Origin of the sequence: Pseudoxanthomonas dokdonensis, from assembly GCF_001431405.1 — a bacterium.
GTDB classification, from domain to species: Bacteria; Pseudomonadota; Gammaproteobacteria; order Xanthomonadales; family Xanthomonadaceae; genus Pseudoxanthomonas_A; species Pseudoxanthomonas_A dokdonensis.
In genome coordinates, this window is sequence record NZ_LDJL01000005.1 from 206,013 (window position 1) to 222,168 (window position 16,156).

General features: G+C 65.3%; 18 protein-coding genes. All 18 read left to right on the top strand.

Going from position 1 to position 16,156, the window contains the following annotated elements:
- Positions 1 to 204 precede the first annotated feature (204 nt).
- The 18 genes from asnS (at position 205) to ABB29_RS06140 (ending at position 16,137) form a co-directional block, all read left to right on the top strand.
- Positions 205 to 1,605: an asparagine--tRNA ligase gene (asnS, locus tag ABB29_RS06055; RefSeq protein ID WP_057657709.1), complete on the top strand. Its 1,401-nt coding sequence runs from the start codon at positions 205 to 207 to the stop codon at positions 1,603 to 1,605.
- 3 nt (positions 1,606 to 1,608) lie between these two features.
- A complete protein-coding gene (locus tag ABB29_RS06060) occupies positions 1,609 to 1,914 on the top strand; it encodes a hypothetical protein (protein WP_057657710.1) in 306 nt (101 codons plus the stop codon).
- Positions 1,911 to 2,222: a hypothetical protein gene (locus ABB29_RS06065; RefSeq protein WP_057657711.1), complete on the top strand. Its 312-nt coding sequence runs from the start codon at positions 1,911 to 1,913 to the stop codon at positions 2,220 to 2,222. The genes ABB29_RS06060 and ABB29_RS06065 overlap by 4 nt, the downstream gene beginning before the upstream one ends.
- Before the next feature lie 11 nt (positions 2,223 to 2,233).
- A complete protein-coding gene (locus ABB29_RS06070; RefSeq protein WP_057657712.1) occupies positions 2,234 to 2,857 on the top strand; it encodes an FMN-binding negative transcriptional regulator in 624 nt (207 codons plus the stop codon).
- 46 nt (positions 2,858 to 2,903) lie between these two features.
- The gene (locus ABB29_RS06075; RefSeq protein ID WP_057657713.1) at positions 2,904 to 3,692 is read left to right on the top strand and encodes an SDR family oxidoreductase; all 789 of its coding nucleotides are present in this window, start codon (positions 2,904 to 2,906) and stop codon (positions 3,690 to 3,692) included.
- Between the two features lie 81 nt (positions 3,693 to 3,773).
- Positions 3,774 to 5,210, top strand: coding sequence for an aldehyde dehydrogenase (locus tag ABB29_RS06080; RefSeq protein ID WP_057657714.1), 1,437 nt, complete (start codon positions 3,774 to 3,776; stop codon positions 5,208 to 5,210).
- Positions 5,207 to 5,473 carry a hypothetical protein gene (locus ABB29_RS06085; protein WP_057657715.1) on the top strand — a complete coding sequence of 89 codons (267 nt, stop codon included), beginning with the start codon at positions 5,207 to 5,209 and terminating at the stop codon, positions 5,471 to 5,473. Before ABB29_RS06080 ends, ABB29_RS06085 begins: the two co-directional genes overlap by 4 nt.
- A gap of 17 nt (positions 5,474 to 5,490) precedes the next feature.
- On the top strand, positions 5,491 to 6,156 hold the full coding sequence (gene can, locus ABB29_RS06090) for a carbonate dehydratase (RefSeq protein WP_057657716.1): 666 nt from the start codon (positions 5,491 to 5,493) through the stop codon (positions 6,154 to 6,156).
- Positions 6,153 to 6,584, top strand: a complete 432-nt coding sequence (locus ABB29_RS06095) for a RidA family protein (RefSeq protein ID WP_057657717.1) — start codon at positions 6,153 to 6,155, stop codon at positions 6,582 to 6,584. The genes can and ABB29_RS06095 overlap by 4 nt, the downstream gene beginning before the upstream one ends.
- A 1-nt stretch (position 6,585) precedes the next feature.
- Positions 6,586 to 7,134: a 3-hydroxyanthranilate 3,4-dioxygenase gene (locus ABB29_RS06100; protein ID WP_057657718.1), complete on the top strand. Its 549-nt coding sequence runs from the start codon at positions 6,586 to 6,588 to the stop codon at positions 7,132 to 7,134.
- A 16-nt stretch (positions 7,135 to 7,150) separates the two neighbouring features.
- Positions 7,151 to 9,295 carry an FUSC family protein gene (locus ABB29_RS06105; RefSeq protein ID WP_057657719.1) on the top strand — a complete coding sequence of 715 codons (2,145 nt, stop codon included), beginning with the start codon at positions 7,151 to 7,153 and terminating at the stop codon, positions 9,293 to 9,295.
- A gap of 42 nt (positions 9,296 to 9,337) precedes the next feature.
- On the top strand, positions 9,338 to 10,348 hold the full coding sequence (locus ABB29_RS06110) for an amidohydrolase family protein (protein WP_057657720.1): 1,011 nt from the start codon (positions 9,338 to 9,340) through the stop codon (positions 10,346 to 10,348).
- Between the two features lie 51 nt (positions 10,349 to 10,399).
- Positions 10,400 to 11,674: a kynureninase gene (gene kynU, locus ABB29_RS06115; RefSeq protein ID WP_057657721.1), complete on the top strand. Its 1,275-nt coding sequence runs from the start codon at positions 10,400 to 10,402 to the stop codon at positions 11,672 to 11,674.
- Between the two features lie 12 nt (positions 11,675 to 11,686).
- On the top strand, positions 11,687 to 13,054 hold the full coding sequence (locus tag ABB29_RS06120; RefSeq protein ID WP_057657722.1) for an FAD-dependent oxidoreductase: 1,368 nt from the start codon (positions 11,687 to 11,689) through the stop codon (positions 13,052 to 13,054).
- Complete coding sequence (gene sbcB / locus ABB29_RS06125) at positions 13,054 to 14,493, top strand: exodeoxyribonuclease I (protein ID WP_057657723.1); 1,440 nt, start codon at positions 13,054 to 13,056, stop codon at positions 14,491 to 14,493. The genes ABB29_RS06120 and sbcB overlap by 1 nt, the downstream gene beginning before the upstream one ends.
- Positions 14,490 to 15,176, top strand: a complete 687-nt coding sequence (locus ABB29_RS06130) for a DUF2461 domain-containing protein (protein ID WP_057657724.1) — start codon at positions 14,490 to 14,492, stop codon at positions 15,174 to 15,176. Before sbcB ends, ABB29_RS06130 begins: the two co-directional genes overlap by 4 nt.
- Positions 15,176 to 15,601 (top strand): VOC family protein, encoded by a 426-nt coding sequence (locus tag ABB29_RS06135; protein WP_057657725.1) that lies wholly within the window; start codon positions 15,176 to 15,178, stop codon positions 15,599 to 15,601. Before ABB29_RS06130 ends, ABB29_RS06135 begins: the two co-directional genes overlap by 1 nt.
- Complete coding sequence (locus ABB29_RS06140) at positions 15,601 to 16,137, top strand: DUF2939 domain-containing protein (RefSeq protein ID WP_057657726.1); 537 nt, start codon at positions 15,601 to 15,603, stop codon at positions 16,135 to 16,137. Before ABB29_RS06135 ends, ABB29_RS06140 begins: the two co-directional genes overlap by 1 nt.
- The last annotated feature ends 19 nt before the right edge of the window (positions 16,138 to 16,156 follow it).

A 16,156-nucleotide genomic window follows, 5' to 3' on the forward strand; every position in this document is an offset into this window, starting at 1 on the left:
TCAATTACTCGCAGGATGCGTGGATTATAAGGGGCTGCGGGCAGTCGCGGTGGCGGCAGCGGCGGGATGCGCCGTTGCAGCGCTGGCGCCTGGCCGAACGCGGACGCCATCTGCCAGGACATCGCCTGCTCTATCGCAAGCAGGCGCTCGCACCCGTTAAACTCCCTGCTCCTGAAATGGTTCTGTTCTCAAAGGATTCAAGTCATGACGGTGGTAAGCGTCGAACATGCGCTGGCGGGCAAGATCCCGGTAGGTGGCGAAGTCACGGTACGCGGCTGGGTGCGCACCCGGCGTGATTCCAAAGCGGGCCTGTCGTTCGTCAACGTCAGCGATGGCTCGTGCTTCGCACCGATCCAGGTCGTCGCCCCGGCCGCGCTGGCCAACTATGAATCCGAAATCCGCCACCTGACCGCTGGCTGCTCGGTGATCGCCACCGGCACCCTGGTGGCCTCGCAGGGCCAGGGCCAGAGTTTCGAAATCCAGGCCGAACAGCTGCAGGTGGTGGGCTGGGTCGAGGACCCGGAAACCTACCCGATCCAGCCCAAGCCACACTCGCTGGAGTTCCTGCGCGAGGTCGCCCACCTGCGCCCGCGCACCAACCTGTTCGGCGCCGTGACCCGGATCCGCAACTGCCTGGCACAGGCAGTGCACCGCTACTTCCACAGCCACGGCTACGCCTGGATCAGCACCCCGATCGTGACCACATCCGATGCCGAGGGCGCCGGCCAGATGTTCCGGGTCTCGACCCTGGACATGGCCAACCTGCCCCGCAACAGCAAGGGTGAGGTTGATTTCAGCCGTGATTTCTTCGGCAAGGAAACCTTCCTGACCGTGTCCGGCCAGCTCAATGTCGAGGCCTACTGCCTGTCGTTGAGCAAGGTCTACACCTTCGGCCCGACCTTCCGCGCCGAAAACAGCAACACCACCCGCCACCTGGCCGAGTTCTGGATGATCGAGCCGGAGATTGCCTTCGCCGATCTGGCCGAAGACGCCGACGTCGCCGAGGACTTCCTCAAGTATCTGTTCCGCGCGGTGCTGGATGAGCGCGGCGACGACATGGCATTCATCGCCGAACGGGTGCAGAAGGATGCGATCACCCGGCTGGAGGCTTTCATCAATGCGCCGTTCGAGCGGATCGACTACAGCGATGCGATCGGGCTGCTGCAGAAGGCCGGCAAGAAGTTCGAGTTCCCGGTCGAATGGGGCCTGGACCTGCAGACCGAACACGAGCGCTGGCTGACCGAGGAACATGTCGGCCGGCCGGTGGTGGTGATGAACTACCCCGAGCACATCAAGGCGTTCTACATGCGCCTGAACGACGACGGCAAGACCGTGGCGGCGATGGACGTGCTGGCGCCGGGCATCGGTGAAATCATCGGCGGCAGCCAGCGTGAAGAACGCCTGGACGTGCTCGACAGCCGCATGGCCCAGTTCGGACTGGATGCCGAACACTACGGCTGGTATCGCGATTTCCGTCGCTACGGCAGCGTCCCGCATGCCGGTTTCGGGCTCGGCTTCGAGCGCCTGGTGGTGTACGTCTGCGGCCTCAGCAACATCCGCGACGCCATCCCCTACCCGCGTGCGCCCGGCAATGCGGAATTCTGAGTCGTGATCCTGTTTTTCGCCCTGCTGTTCGTCGCCACCGCGGTGGCCGGTTTCTGCGCCTTCGTGATCTTCTGGCCGCTGACCCTGGTCCATGTCCGCGATCGTCACCTGGATCTGTCCAGCGACTGGGGCGAAGGCGCGTTCCTGCGCCCGGCCGCGCTGGGCTGGTTGCTGGCCGGCGGGTATCGGGCCAAGGCCGACAGCTCGCTGACCGGGCTGGCGTTGCCGGCGCGGATTTCGTTGATCGTCATTTTCGCCGCGCTGGCGATGGCCGGCCTGCTATGGCTGCTTTCCGAGGTGGTGTCATGAACAATCCTTCGCACGCCGACCAGTGGTGGCTGGCATCACTGGGTCGCACGCTGATCTGGGCACGGCTGCGACTGCTGGAAGCCGGCACCGCCGAGGTCCTGGACAGCGACGGCAACACGCTGCCCTATGACAGCGAAGACAGCGCCCGCGCGGCCTTGTTCGATGCCGAATTCGTGGCCTACGACGGCCTCGACGAAGAGGACGCATTGAGCCGCGGATTCTCGCTGGCGGAAGTGTCACCGCCGCAGGGCGGCAACGATGACCTGTTGCGCGCGCGCATGGTCCAGCAGCTCGGCGCGCGCGCCTGAGCCCGGCAAGCGTGTACCGTCCGCGCGCCTTCGTCGAGACTGAACTGGAGCAACTGGATGCATTGCTGGCACGCGATGCCTTCATCACCCTGTTGACCTGCCGCGACAATCTGCCGACGGTCAGCCATGTGCCGGTGCTGTACCAGCGCGACGGCGAACACATCGTCCTGACCGGTCACTGGGCCAGGCCCAATCCGCAGGCTGGCCATGCCGGCCAGGCACTGGCCATCGTGCATGGCCCGCATGCCTACCTGTCGCCGTCCTGGTATCCGGACAAGGACAGCGCTGCGCGGGTGCCGACCTGGAACTATGCGGTCGCCCACCTGCACGGCGATCTGCAGACCACCGACGACCATGAGCAATTGGCCGATATCGTCGGCCGGCTGAGCCGGCATTACGAGGCCACGGTTGGCAGCGACTGGCTGTTCGATGCCGGGCGCGGGCAGAACGCACGCCAGCTGGGTGGCATCATCGGCTTCCGCCTGCACGTGCAACAGGTGGAAATGAAATTCAAGCTGAGCCAGAACCACCCGCCGGCCAATATCGAGGCCGCGGCTTCGCAGCTTTCCCGCCAGGCCCATCCCGATGGCCCGCTGCTGGCGTCGATGATGCGCGCGCGTTTGCCGACTGGATGAACAAGCGGGGACGCCGGCTCAATACTTCACCTCACAGGATTGAATGATGGATCTGGATCTGACTGGCAAACATGCATTGGTCTGTGGTGGTTCGGTCGGCATCGGCCGCGCCGCCGCCATCGAGCTGGCCCTGCTCGGCGCCGATGTCACCGTGCTGGCGCGGCATGAGGCCGCGTTGCGCGAAGTGGCCGACGCCCTGCCACGTCCAGGTGACGCGCAGCGCCATGGCTGGCTGGTCGCCGATGGCAACGACATCGCCGCGCTGCGCCAGCAGGTCGCCGCACTGGCCGCACAACGACCGCTGCAGATCCTGGTCAACAACAGCGGCGGGCCTCCGGGCGGTCGCGCCATCGACGCCGACGCCAGTCAATACCTGGCGGCATTCCAGCAACATCTGCTGGCCAACCAGAGCCTGGCCCAATGCGTGGTGCCGGGCATGCAGGCCGCCGGCTGGGGCCGCATCATCAACGTGGTGTCGACCTCGGTCAAGGAGCCGATTGCCAACCTCGGCGTTTCCAACAGCATCCGCGGCGCGGTAGCCAGCTGGGCCAAGACCCTGTCGCGCGAACTCGGTGGCGATGGCATCACCGTCAACAACGTGTTGCCCGGCTACACCCTGACCCGGCGCCTGCAGCAGATACTCGACGACCGCGTGGCCAGCAGTGGCGACAGCGCCGACCAGGTCAGCGCCCGGATGCTGGCCAGCGTGCCAGCCGGCCGCTTTGCCGATGCACGCGAAGTCGCCGCCGCGATTGCCTTCCTCGCCAGTCCCGCCGCCGCCTACATCAATGGCGTCAGCCTGGCAGTGGATGGCGGGCGCATGCAGTCGATCTGAGCGACGGCCAAACCGCCACCGTGCACGTTCACCTGCCCCGCCGTGGGCTATCCTGTTGCCGATTCGAGCCTTCCACCGACAATGCAATTACTGACCCACTGGATTGATGGCCATGCCTGCCCCGCTGCGAGCGGCGACGCATTGCCGGTGTTCAATCCCACCGATGGCAGCCAGTACGCCCAGGTCGCGCGCGGCGATGCACAGGACGTGGAGGCGGCGATCCGCGCCGCCCACCGCGCGTTCCCGGCATGGTCGGCGCTGCGCAATTCGCAACGTGCTGGCTGGCTGGAAAAGCTGGCGCAGGCGCTGGAAAACCACCTGGAGGAATTCGCCCGCGCCGAGTCACTGGACGGCGGCAAGCCCTACCGGCTGGCGCGCGATATCGAAATCCCACGCGCCATCGCCAACCTGCGTTTCTTCTCGCACGCGGCAACCCAGTTCGCCAGCCAATCGCATCATGGCGAAGCCGGCCTCAACTACACCTTGCGGGTACCACTGGGGGTGGTGGCGACGATCTCGCCCTGGAACCTGCCGCTGTACCTGTTTACCTGGAAAATCGCCCCGGCCCTTGCCGCCGGCAACACGGTGGTGGCCAAGCCATCCGAGGTCACGCCACTGACCGCGACCATGCTCGGCCAGTTGGCCGCCGAAATCGAGCTGCCGGCCGGCGTCCTCAACATCGTCCACGGGCGTGGTGACGAAGCCGGCCAGGCGCTGGTCGAACATCCGCAGGTGCGCGCGGTGTCGTTCACCGGCAGCACCGCCGTCGGTCGCCGCATCGCCGCGGTGGCGGCGCCACAGCTGAAGAAGGTTTCGCTGGAGCTGGGCGGCAAGAACCCGACCCTCGTGTTCGCCGACAGCGATTGGCGCGCACAGCTGCCGACCCTGGTCCGCTCGGCATTCCAGAACGCCGGCCAGATCTGCCTGTGCGGCTCGCGCCTGCTGGTCGAGGCCAGCATCTACCAGCAATTCCGCGACGCGTTCGTGGCCCGGGTGGCTGAACTGCGGGTGGGCGCGCCCGATGACCAATACACCGACATCGGCCCGCTGGTATCGCAAGCCCATTTCGACAAGGTCAGCCAGTGTCTGCGGATTGCCCACGATGAAGGCGCGCGGGTGCTGCTGGGCGGCGAACCCCTGGATCGCAATGGCTGGTACATCGCGCCAACAGTGCTGGAGGGGCTGGGCCCGGACTGTCGCAGCAACCGTGAGGAAATCTTCGGCCCGGTGGTCACCCTGCAGCCGTTCGAGGATGAAGCCCACGCACTGGCGTTGGCCAACGCCAGCGACTACGGCCTGGCGGCGATGCTGTGGACCAGCGATCTGTCGCGCGCCCATCGGCTGGCAGCGCGACTGAACACCGGCATCGTCTGGATCAATAGCTGGTTGCTGCGCGATCTGCGCACACCGTTCGGCGGCAGTGCGGCCTCCGGACTCGGCCGCGAGGGCGGCATGGAAGCCATGCGTTTCTTCACCGAAGCGCGCAACGTCTGTCTGGATATAGGAGAAGCCCAATGAACAAGCACAACGTCATCAATTTCCTGATCACCCTGCGCTGCATCGGCGACGCCGCCGTGATACTGGGCATGGTGCTGGCGATCACCACCCTGGTATTGGCATCGACCAACGTCTTCGGCGGCTTCAACTCGGCCATACCGATGCTCGCTGGCCGGTTGCTGGCGGTGACCCTGATTCCAGGCGCACTGTTGGCCATCCTGTCACGCCTCAGCCAGTTTTTCGTTCGCCGCGCGCGTTTTGAACACGCGCCGGCAACCACCTGAAACGAAGGAGTCTTAGCTTGAACTCACTCAGCGACCTGCTTGAGAAAAACCGCGAATGGGCCGACCGCATCCATGCCGAGGATCCACACTTCTTCGAGCGCCTGTCGCAGCAGCAGGCGCCTGAATTCCTGTGGATTGGCTGCTCGGATTCGCGGGTGCCGGCCAATCAGATCATCGACATGGCACCGGGCGAGGTATTCGTCCACCGCAACATCGCCAACGTGGTCGTGCACAGTGACCTGAACTGCCTGTCGGTGATCCAGTTCGCCGTCGACGTGCTCAAGGTCAAGCATATCCTGGTGGTTGGCCATTACGGTTGTGGTGGCGTCCACGCGGCGCTGCGCAACCAGCGCGTCGGCCTGGCCGACAACTGGCTGCGGCACGTGGCCGACGTCGCCGACAAGCACGCTGGCTGCGTCGAACACGCACACGACAACGAGCGCCATGACCGCCTGTGCGAACTCAACGTCATCGAACAGGTACAGAACGTGTGCCTGACCAACATCGTGCGTGATGCCTGGGCGCGTGGCCAGCCAGTGGCCGTGCATGGCTGGGTCTACAGCCTGAAGAATGGACGCGTCAACGACCTGGGCATCAACGTCGCGGATCCCGACACCCTGGCGTCGGCCTATGCCGAAGCGCTGGCCAGGGTCAACCAGGCCGGTGGGGATTCGCCGCGATGAAGGCGGGCATCCACGCGTCGACGGCGCCGGTGGCGGTGGGTCGCTACCCCCACGCACGACGGGTGGGCAACCTGCTGTTCCTGTCCGGCATCGGCCCACGCGACCCGCTCGACAACCATGTTCCCGGCCAGCAGCTGGACAGCGACGGACGCGTGCTCGGCTACGACATCGGCGCACAGACCCATGCGGTCATGGCCAACGTGCGCGCAGTGCTCGACGCCAGCGGCGCGCGCTGGCAGCAACTGGTCGACGTGACCGTGTTCCTGACCGACATGCAACGCGATTTCAGCGCTTACAACCAGGTCTGGGCCGAGTATTTCCCGGATCCGGCCAGCGCGCCCTGCCGCACCACCGTGGGCATCGATGCACTGCCCACGCCGATTGCCATCGAACTCAAGTGCATTGCCGTGCTCGACGAGGCCAACTGACATGCTGCCAGCTCCGATCAACCTGCAGGCCTGGATCGAGGAACACCGCCACCTGCTCAAGCCGCCGGTCGGCAACAAGGTCATCTACGCCGGCGATTTTATCGTGATGGTGGTCGGCGGGCCCAACTCGCGTACCGACTATCACTGGGATGAAGGCCCGGAATGGTTCTACCAGCTGGAAGGCGAAATGATCCTGCGGGTGCAGGAACCGGATGACCAGCAAGGCAGTACCGTGGTCCGCGACATCCCGATCCGCGCCGGCGAGATCTTCCTGCTGCCACCACGGGTGCCGCATTCACCGCAACGCCTGCCCGATTCGATTGGACTGGTGGTCGAGCGCAAGCGCCTGCCGCATGAGAATGACGGCCTGCTGTGGTTCTGCGAGCAGTGCAACCACAAGATCTACGAAGAGTATTTCCCGTTGCAGAACATCGAAAAGGATTTCCCGCCAGTGTTCGAACGGTTCTACTCCTCGCGCGAGCACCGGACCTGCGGGAATTGTGGCTTCCTCAATCCGGCGCCCGATCACTACGTGATGCCGGACACCTGAGCAGCCCGCGCCCGACGTGCTACGGACCCTGCTAAGACTCAAACCGCGCGAAGTGCCGGTCCGCGTGGCCCTGCGCAACACCGCCGCGGTCATGCTGCCGCTGGTGCTGGGCATCGCCCTGGACCAGACCTCGGCCGGACTGGCGGTGGCCAGCGGCGCGCTCAACACCATGTTCACCGATCTGCCGGGCCCATACGCGCTGCGGATGCGGCGAATGGCCGCCGCCGCGCTGGCGGCCGGGCTGGCCGCCAGTCTTGGCATCCTGATTGGCCTGAACACCTTGCCGCTGTTGCTGGCAGTCTTCGTGATGGGTTGCGCCGGCGGCCTGCTGGTGGCACTGGGGCCGATTGCCGCCCGGGTCGGCCTGACCAGCATCATCATGTTCCTGATCTGTGCGCACATGCAGTTGCCTGCCAGCCGGGCGCTGCCGGTGGCGCTGCTGATCGCCAGCGGTGGCCTGCTGCAGATGCTGATGGCGGTTGCCGCCTGGCCGTTGCAGCGCTATCGGCCGGAACGTTTCGCGATGGCCGACCTGTTGCAGCAACTGGCGCTGACCGCACGCACCCGCCCCGAAGGCAGTGCGCCCTCGCCCAGCCTGCAGGCCGCGCAGGACACCCTGGTGATGCTGCATGGCGAACATCGCGCCAGCGGCATGGCGGTGGATGCGTTCCGGATCATGGCCCAGGTCTGCGAGCGCCTGCGCATCGACCTGCTGTCATTGATCGACGTGCACGAGCGCTTGTCCGACAACCGCGCCCGCGAAACCATCGAACTGCTGCTCAAGCAATCGGCGCTGGTGCTGGACGATCTGGCCGACGCTTTGCGCGCACCACACGCACCGGCGCAGGCCAAGCTGGCGCTGGAAAAACTGCCGGTGATCAGCCAGGCACTGGCCGAGGCTGCCGCCGCCGCCCGCCAGCCACGGGACGTGCGCCTGCTGCGTATCGCCCAGGCCCGCGTGGTCGGCCTGTCGGCGCAACTGCGCGCGCTGCTGCGCAACAGCTACTGGGCCGGCAGCCGCGGCGAACTACGTGCGCAGAAAGCCGAGGCGCGCCTGCCGAAAGCGCTGCGTCCGGGTGCACCGTGGCAGACCCTGCGCGCCAACATCAAATTGTCCTCTGTCGCATTCCGCCATGCGCTGCGTTGCGGTGTCTGCCTGGTCATCGCCACCGCGCTCGAACGCAGCCTGGCGATTCCACACGGATACTGGATACCGATGACCGCGGCCATCGTGCTCAAGCCCGACTTCGGCGGCACTCTGAGCTTTGGCGCACTGCGCGTGGCCGGTACCTTCGCCGGTCTGCTGATCACCACCGTGCTGGCGCACTACGCGATGGACGGGGTGCTGGTGCGATTGCTGCTGATGGCGGCGTTGTGCGTGGGCTTCCGGCTGACCGCGCAGATCAACTATGGCATTGGCGTGGCCCTGCTGACCGGCATGCTGGTGCTGCTGCTGTCGTTCGAAGGCATGGCGCCGGGCGAAGCGGTGCAGGCACGCGTCATCGCCACCACCGCCGGCAGCGCGCTGGCGATGATTGCCTATGCGTTGTGGCCGACCTGGGAGGGCAAAGGCGCGCGCTTCGCCCTGGCCAGCCTGGTCCAGGCCTACCAGACCCATCTGGATGCGCTGTTCGCCGGCCGCGTCGACGCACTGGACGAAACCCGCAGCGCCTCGCGCGTGGCCCGTACCAACACCCAGGCCTCGCTGGAACGCCTGCGCAACGAGCCGCGGCGCCGCAACAACCGTAGCGAGGCAGAATTCGGCGAGTCACTGCTGGCCAACGTCAGCCGGCTGATGCGGGCGCCGTTGTCACTGGAGGCGATGATGCGCGAAGGGGCGCGGTTGCCGGCACAGCCAGCGCTGCTGGACTTCGCCGAAGCCACCCATCGCTCGCTCGCCGCCATTGCCGCGGTCCTGCAGGGCCAGGCCAAAGCGGCCGACATCCCGGCAGTGCGACCGCACGAAACCCGGTTGGCTGCTGAAATGAACAGCGAAGACGCGGATGAGGAACTGCTGGCAACGCTGCTTGATACCTGTGACCGGATCGCCAACAGTTGTGACACATTGCGCCATTTGCTGCGACGCGGAAATGCCCAGCCCGGTTCGCCGGCCGTGGCCACGCCCGCCGATGCGGCCGACGGCCGCGTGGTCGAAGCGTGATCGTGCTTCGCCCCGCTCCGGCCCAGCCACTACACTGTCGCCATGCTCAAGATTGATACCCACGCCCACTTCCTGCCCCGCGACTGGCCGGACCTGGCGACCAAGTACGGCGAGAACCGTTTCCCGGTCATCCATCACGGTGATGATGGCCGCCATCGCATCTACAAGGACGGCAAGTTCTTCCGCGAGATCTGGCCCAAGACCTGGGATGCCGAAGTCCGCATCGAGGACTACGCCCGCTTTGGTGTGCAGGTGCAGGTGCTGAGCACAGTGCCGGTGATGTTCAGTTACTGGGCCAAGCCGCAGCATGCGCTGGAACTGCACCAGTCGCTCAACGATCACACCGCGCAGGCCTGCCGCAAGTACCCGCGCCATTACGCCGGCATCGGCACAGTGCCATTGCAGTCACCGCGGCTGGCGGTGCAGGAACTGGAACGCTGCATGGATCAGCTGGGCCTGCAGGGCGTTCAGATCGGTTCCCATGTCAACGACTGGAATCTGGACGCGCCGGAGCTGTTCGAGTTTTTCCAGGCCGCCGCCGAACTGGGCGCGGCCATCCTGGTCCACCCGTGGGACATGATGGGCGCGGCCAGCATGCCCAAGTACTGGTTGCCGTGGCTGGTCGGCATGCCGGCCGAACAATCGCGCGCGGCCTGCTGCCTGATTTTCGGCGGCGTGCTGGAACGGCTGCCGGATCTGAAGGTCTGTTTCGCTCACGGCGGCGGCAGTTTCCCTTACACCCTGGGCCGCATCGAGCATGGCTTCAACATGCGCCCGGATCTGGTCGCCACCGACAATCATCGCAATCCGCGCGAATACATCCGCCGGCTGTATTTCGACTCGTGGGTCGCCGATGCCCACGCGTTGCGTTTCCTGCTCGAGACCGTTGGCCACGATCGGGTGATGCTGGGCACCGACTACCCGTTCCCGCTCGGCGAGCAGGAGCCCGGCGCCGCGATTGCCGCGCAGGGCCTGGACCAGGCGCAACTGGCGCGCCTGTACCATGGCACCGCGCTGGAATGGCTGGGCTTGCCGGCCTCGCGTTTCGCCTGATGCCGGCACCACGCACACTATTCGTATTATTTCCCGGAAGACTGAAAACGCATGACTGACTCGCTATCCCGTACCCACGCCATGGCCCTGGACGCCGCCGATCCGCTGCGCCAGCTGCGCAGTGAATTCATCATCCCCCGGCATGGGCACAATGATCAGATTTATTTCGTCGGCAACTCGCTGGGCCTGCAACCGAAAGCGGCCAAGGCACATCTGCAGGACGTGCTCGACAAGTGGGCCGATCACGCGGTCGAAGGCCACTTCCGCGGCGATACCGCCTGGATGACCTATCACGAACTGCTGCGCGAGCCACTGGCCCGCATCGTCGGCGCGCAGCCGTCGGAAGTGGTGGCGATGAATTCACTGACCGCCAACCTGCACTTCATGATGGTCAGCTTCTACCGCCCGACCGCGGAGCGGCCGGCGATCCTGATCGAAGCCGGCGCGTTCCCGTCGGACCGGCACGCGGTCGAATCGCAGATCCGCTTCCACGGCTTCAACCCCGACACCGATCTGATCGAAGTGCAGCCTGACACCGCGCAGGGAACACTGTCGATGCAGGCCATCGAACGCGCCATCGCCGAACATGGCCCGCGCCTGGCGCTGGTGTTGTGGCCCGGCATCCAGTACCGCACCGGCCAGGCTTTCGACATCCGTCGCATCGTCGAACTGGGCCATGCCCAGGGCGCGATGGTCGGCATCGACCTGGCCCATGCCGCCGGCAACCTGCCGCTGCAGCTGCACGATGACAACGTCGATTTCGCGGTCTGGTGTCACTACAAATACCTCAACGCCGGCCCCGGCGCGGTGGCCGGTTGCTTTGTCCATGAACGCCACGCCGACAGCGACTGCCCGCGCTTTGCCGGCTGGTGGGGCCATGAGAAGGAAACCCGCTTCCAGATGGCACCGGAGTTCGTGCCGACCCGTGGTGCCGAGGGCTGGCAGCTGAGCAATCCGCCGGTATTGGGGCTGGCGCCGTTGCGCGCCTCGGTCGAGCTGTTCGAAAAAGCCGGCGGCGTGGCAGCACTGCATGCCAAGTCGCGCAAGCTGACCGGCTACCTGGAAGAACTGATCCAGGCGCGGGTCAGCGACGTGCTGGAAATCGTCACCCCGGCCGACCCGGCCGAGCGTGGCGCGCAGTTGTCGCTGCGGGTGGTCGGTGGTCGCCAGCGCGGCCGCGATCTGTTCGAGTACCTGGCCTCGGTCGGCATCCTCGGCGACTGGCGCGAACCCGACGTCATCCGCATTTCCCCCGCCCCGCTCTACAACCGCTACATGGACGTCTATCGCTTCGTCGAAGAAGTCGAGAACTGGCGTGGCGTCTGACAAGGACCGGCATTGACCCAGCGCAACGAAAAATCCCTGACCATCATCGGCGCCGGCCTGGCCGGTGCCCTGCTCGCCACCCTGATGGCCCGCCAGGGCTGGCAGGTCGCGGTCTACGAGAAACGTGGCGACCCACGGGTCAAGGGCTACGAAGGTGGCCGTTCGATCAACCTGGCGCTGGCCGAACGCGGTCGTCATGCCTTGCGCCAGGCCAACGCCGACGACGCGGTGATGGCGCAGGCGGTGATGATGCGCGGGCGCATGGTCCATTCGCTGGATGGCCGCACCCAGCTGCAACGCTACGGCCGCGACGACTCGGAAGTGATCTGGTCGGTGCACCGCGGCGACCTCAACATCACCCTGCTCAATCTTGCCGAACAGGCTGGCGCCTCGCTGTGCTTCCACCGCCGTCTTGACGATGTCGATTTCGACGCCGGCGTGGCCCGCTTCGTCGATGATCGCGACGATGGTCATCACGACATCGGCTTCGAATCGCTGATCGGTGCCGATGGCGCCGGTTCCTCGCTGCGCGCGGCGATGATGCGCAACACCGACCTCGGTGAGCGCACCGACTTCCTCGATCATTCCTACAAGGAACTGGAAATCCCGCCGGCCGCCGACGGTGATTTCATGATCGAGCCCAACGCGCTGCACATCTGGCCACGCGGCCACTACATGTGCATCGCACTGCCGAATGACGAAAAGACCTTCACCGTCACCTTGTTCCTGCCCAACCACGGCGATCCCGGCTTCGACAGCATCCGCAGCGGTGATGACGCGATGGCCCTGTTCCAGCGCGACTTTGCCGATGCGGTGCCATTGATACCGCGCCTGCGCAGTGACTGGGAAAGCAATCCGCCCGGACTGCTGGCCACCCTGTACCTGGATCGCTGGCATATCGACAGTCGCGCGGTGCTGCTCGGCGATGCCGCGCATGCGATGGTGCCATTCCACGGCCAGGGCATGAACTGCGCGTTCGAGGACTGCGTGGCGCTGGCCAATCACCTGCTGGCCGGCACCGATCGCGCACAGGCGTTCGCCGCGTTCGAACGGCAGCGGCAGCCGGATGCGCGCGCGATCCAGCACATGGCGCTGGAAAACTATCTGGAGATGCGCGACAAGGTCGACAATCCTGACTTCCTCTTGCAGCGCGAGCTGGAACGCAGCCTGCAGGAACGGCATCCGGGGCGTTTCATCCCGCACTACACGATGGTCAGTTTCATGCGTATTCCGTACTCGCTGGCCCTGCAGCGCAGTGAGATTCAACGCGAGATCCTGGTCGAGTCCACCCGCGGGCTGAGCAGCCTGCACCAAGTGGACTGGCAAGCCACCGACGCACGCGTGCGCGAACGGCTGTCGCCACTGGCGGATGGTGCCTGATGGCCGCCAGCTTCCTGTTCTACGACCTGGAGACCTTTGGCACCGATCCCCGCCGCAGCCGCATTGCCCAGTTCGCCGCGATCCGTACCGACGCGCAGCTGCAAATCATCGAAGAGCCGATCAGTTTCTTCGTCAAGCCGGCCGATGACCTGCTGCCATCGCCGATGGCCACGCTGATCACCGGCATCACTCCGCAGCAGGCCTTGCAGGATGGTGTCAGCGAAGCCGAAGCGTTCGCCCGTATCAATGAGGAAATGGCGCGGCCGGAAACCTGCACCCTGGGTTACAACTCGCTGCGTTTCGATGATGAATTCATCCGCCACGGCCTGTTCCGCAACTTCCATGATGCCTACGAGCGCGAATGGCGCAGCGGCAACTCACGCTGGGATCTGCTGGACGTGATGCGGCTGATGCACGCTTTGCGTCCGCAGGGAATCCACTGGCCACAACGCGAAGACGGTGCTACATCATTCAAGCTGGAACAGCTGGCGTTGGCCAACGACGTGCGCCAGGGTGATGCCCACGAAGCCTTGTCGGACGTCCATGCCACTATTGGCATGGCCCGGCTGATGCGCCAGGCCCAGCCACGGCTGTGGGATTACGCGCTGAAGCTGCGTGACAAGCGCTTTGCCGCCAGCCTGCTCGACACCACCCACATGACCCCGTTGCTGCATGTGTCGCAGCGCTACCCCGCCGCCCGCCTGTGCGCGGCGCTGGTGCTGCCGCTGGCGCGCCATCCGCAGTTCGACAACCGGGTCATCGTCTTCGATCTGGATGGCGACCCGGCGCAACTGCTGGATCTGTCGGTCAGCGAGATCACCGATCGCCTGTACACGCCAGCCGCTGATTTGCCGGAAGGCGTGCAGCGGGTGCCGTTGAAAGAAATCCATCTGAACAAGGCGCCGGCGCTGGTCGCGCTGGCGCACCTGCGCGAGCCGGACCTGCAACGGTTGTCGATCGATCTGCCGCAGGCGCAGGCCAAAGCCGCGCGGTTGCAGGCGGCGGCTGCGCCGCTGGCGGAAAAAGTCCGCCAGGTGTTCGCCAGCGAGCGCGCGTTCGACACCCCGGATGCCGATGCCTCGCTGTATGCCGGCTTCCTGGCTGACGCCGACAAACGTCGTTTCAGCGAGCTGCGCAGCACCGCGCCACAGGCGTTGGGTCAGGTCGATTTCGGCTTCCGCGATGCGCGTCTGCCGGAGCTGTTGTTCCGCTACCGTGCACGCAATCATGCCGACACCTTGACCACGGCCGAACGCCAGCGCTGGGATGATTACCGGCGCATCCGACTTGGCCAGGACAGCGGCCTGTCCGAATACAGCTTCGACCATTACTACCAGGAGATTGACAGCCTGCGCCAGCAGCATGCCAACGATGGTGCGCGACTGCGCCTGCTTGACCAGCTGCAGGTCTGGGGCAGGCAACTGGAATCCACGCTATGAGCCAATATTTTTCCGACGCCAGTTTCAAGTTCCTGAAAGGCCTGGCCCGCCACAACGACAAAAGCTGGTTCAACCAGCACAAGCACCAGTACGAGGAACATGTGCGGCAGCCGTTCCTGCGCCTGCTGGCGGATCTGCAGCCGGATCTGGCCGCGGTCAGCCTGCATTTCCGCTCGGACCCGAAGACTGTCGGCGGTTCGCTGTTCCGAATCTACCGCGATGCGCGTTTTTCCAACGACAAGTCGCCGTACAAATCCTGGCAGGGCGCGCGGCTTTATCACGAGCGGCGCAAGCAGGTGCCGGCGCCGTCGTTCTACATCCACCTGCAGCCCGGCGAGAGCTTTGTCGGTGCCGGCCTGTGGCATCCGGAAACACCGACTCAGCGCAAGGTCCGGCAGTTCATCTTCGACAATCCCGGCAACTGGAAGACCACCACGCATGCGCCGGCACTGCGCAGGCGGTTCCAGTTCGACACCAGCGAAGTGCTCACCCGGCCACCGCGTGGATTTCCGGCCGACTTCGAGTTCATCGACGACCTCAAGCACAAGAATTTCATCTTCTGGCGCGCACTGGACGACGAAGCGATGACCAGCACGCGGCTGCGCCAGACCCTGTCCAGGGATTTGGCGGTGCTGGGGCCGTTCGTCGATTATCTGTGCGCCGCTCTTGACCTGGAATTCTGATGAAGCAATTTTTCGGCCTGATATCGCTGGTGGTACGAGACTACGACGAGGCGCTGGCGTTCTACGTCGACACGCTCGGCTTCCGTCTGGTCGAGGACATTCCGGTGCCCGAGCAGGCAAAGCGCTGGGTGGTGGTGTCGCCGCCGGGTGCCAGCGAGACCCAACTGCTGCTGGCGCGGGCATCGACACCGGAACAGGAGTTGCACATCGGCGCCCAGACCGGCGGCCGGGTGTTCCTGTTCCTGTATACCGACGACTTCTGGCGCGACTACCACGCGTACCGGGAAAAAGGCGTGGTCTTCGTCCGCGAACCCAAGCAGGAGGCTTACGGCACCGTCGCCGTGTTCCTCGATCTTTACGGCAACATGTGGGACTTGCTGCAGCCCTCGGCAGCCCATCTCGAACAACGCGCGGCGGGTGGATGATGAAGAAGTGGCTGGCGCTGGCGCTGTTGATCGTGGTGGCACTGTTCGGCTATGTCGCCGCCGGGCCATACATCGCCATCCACGGCATCCGCCAGGCATTGATTGAACAGGATACCGCCAGGCTGGAGCGCTACGTTGATTTCCCCGCGCTACGGGTTAACCTCCGCGCCCAGCTGCAGGATCGACTGGCACGTGAGGCCGGCAGTGAGGTGCAATCAAGCCTGCTCGGTGCCTTCGGTCTGTCAGTGGCCAATCAGCTGGTCGCCAGTGGCGTCGATGCGGCGGTGACGCCGCTGGGCATCGGCGCCCTGCTGCAGGGCCGGGCGATGTGGAAGAAGGCCATTGGCGACACCATCAACGGCGACACCTACGCCGCAGCGGTACCCGCCGACCCGCTGAAGGATGCCGAGCATCATTACCAGTCCACCTCGCGTTTCACTGCCAGCATCCGCGGCGACGACGGCCAGCCGATCGTCGCCGTGTTCAGCCGCGATGGCCTGCGCTGGAAGTTGACCAATATCGAATTGCCGCGCTGAGCGGCGCATCAGCCGGCCC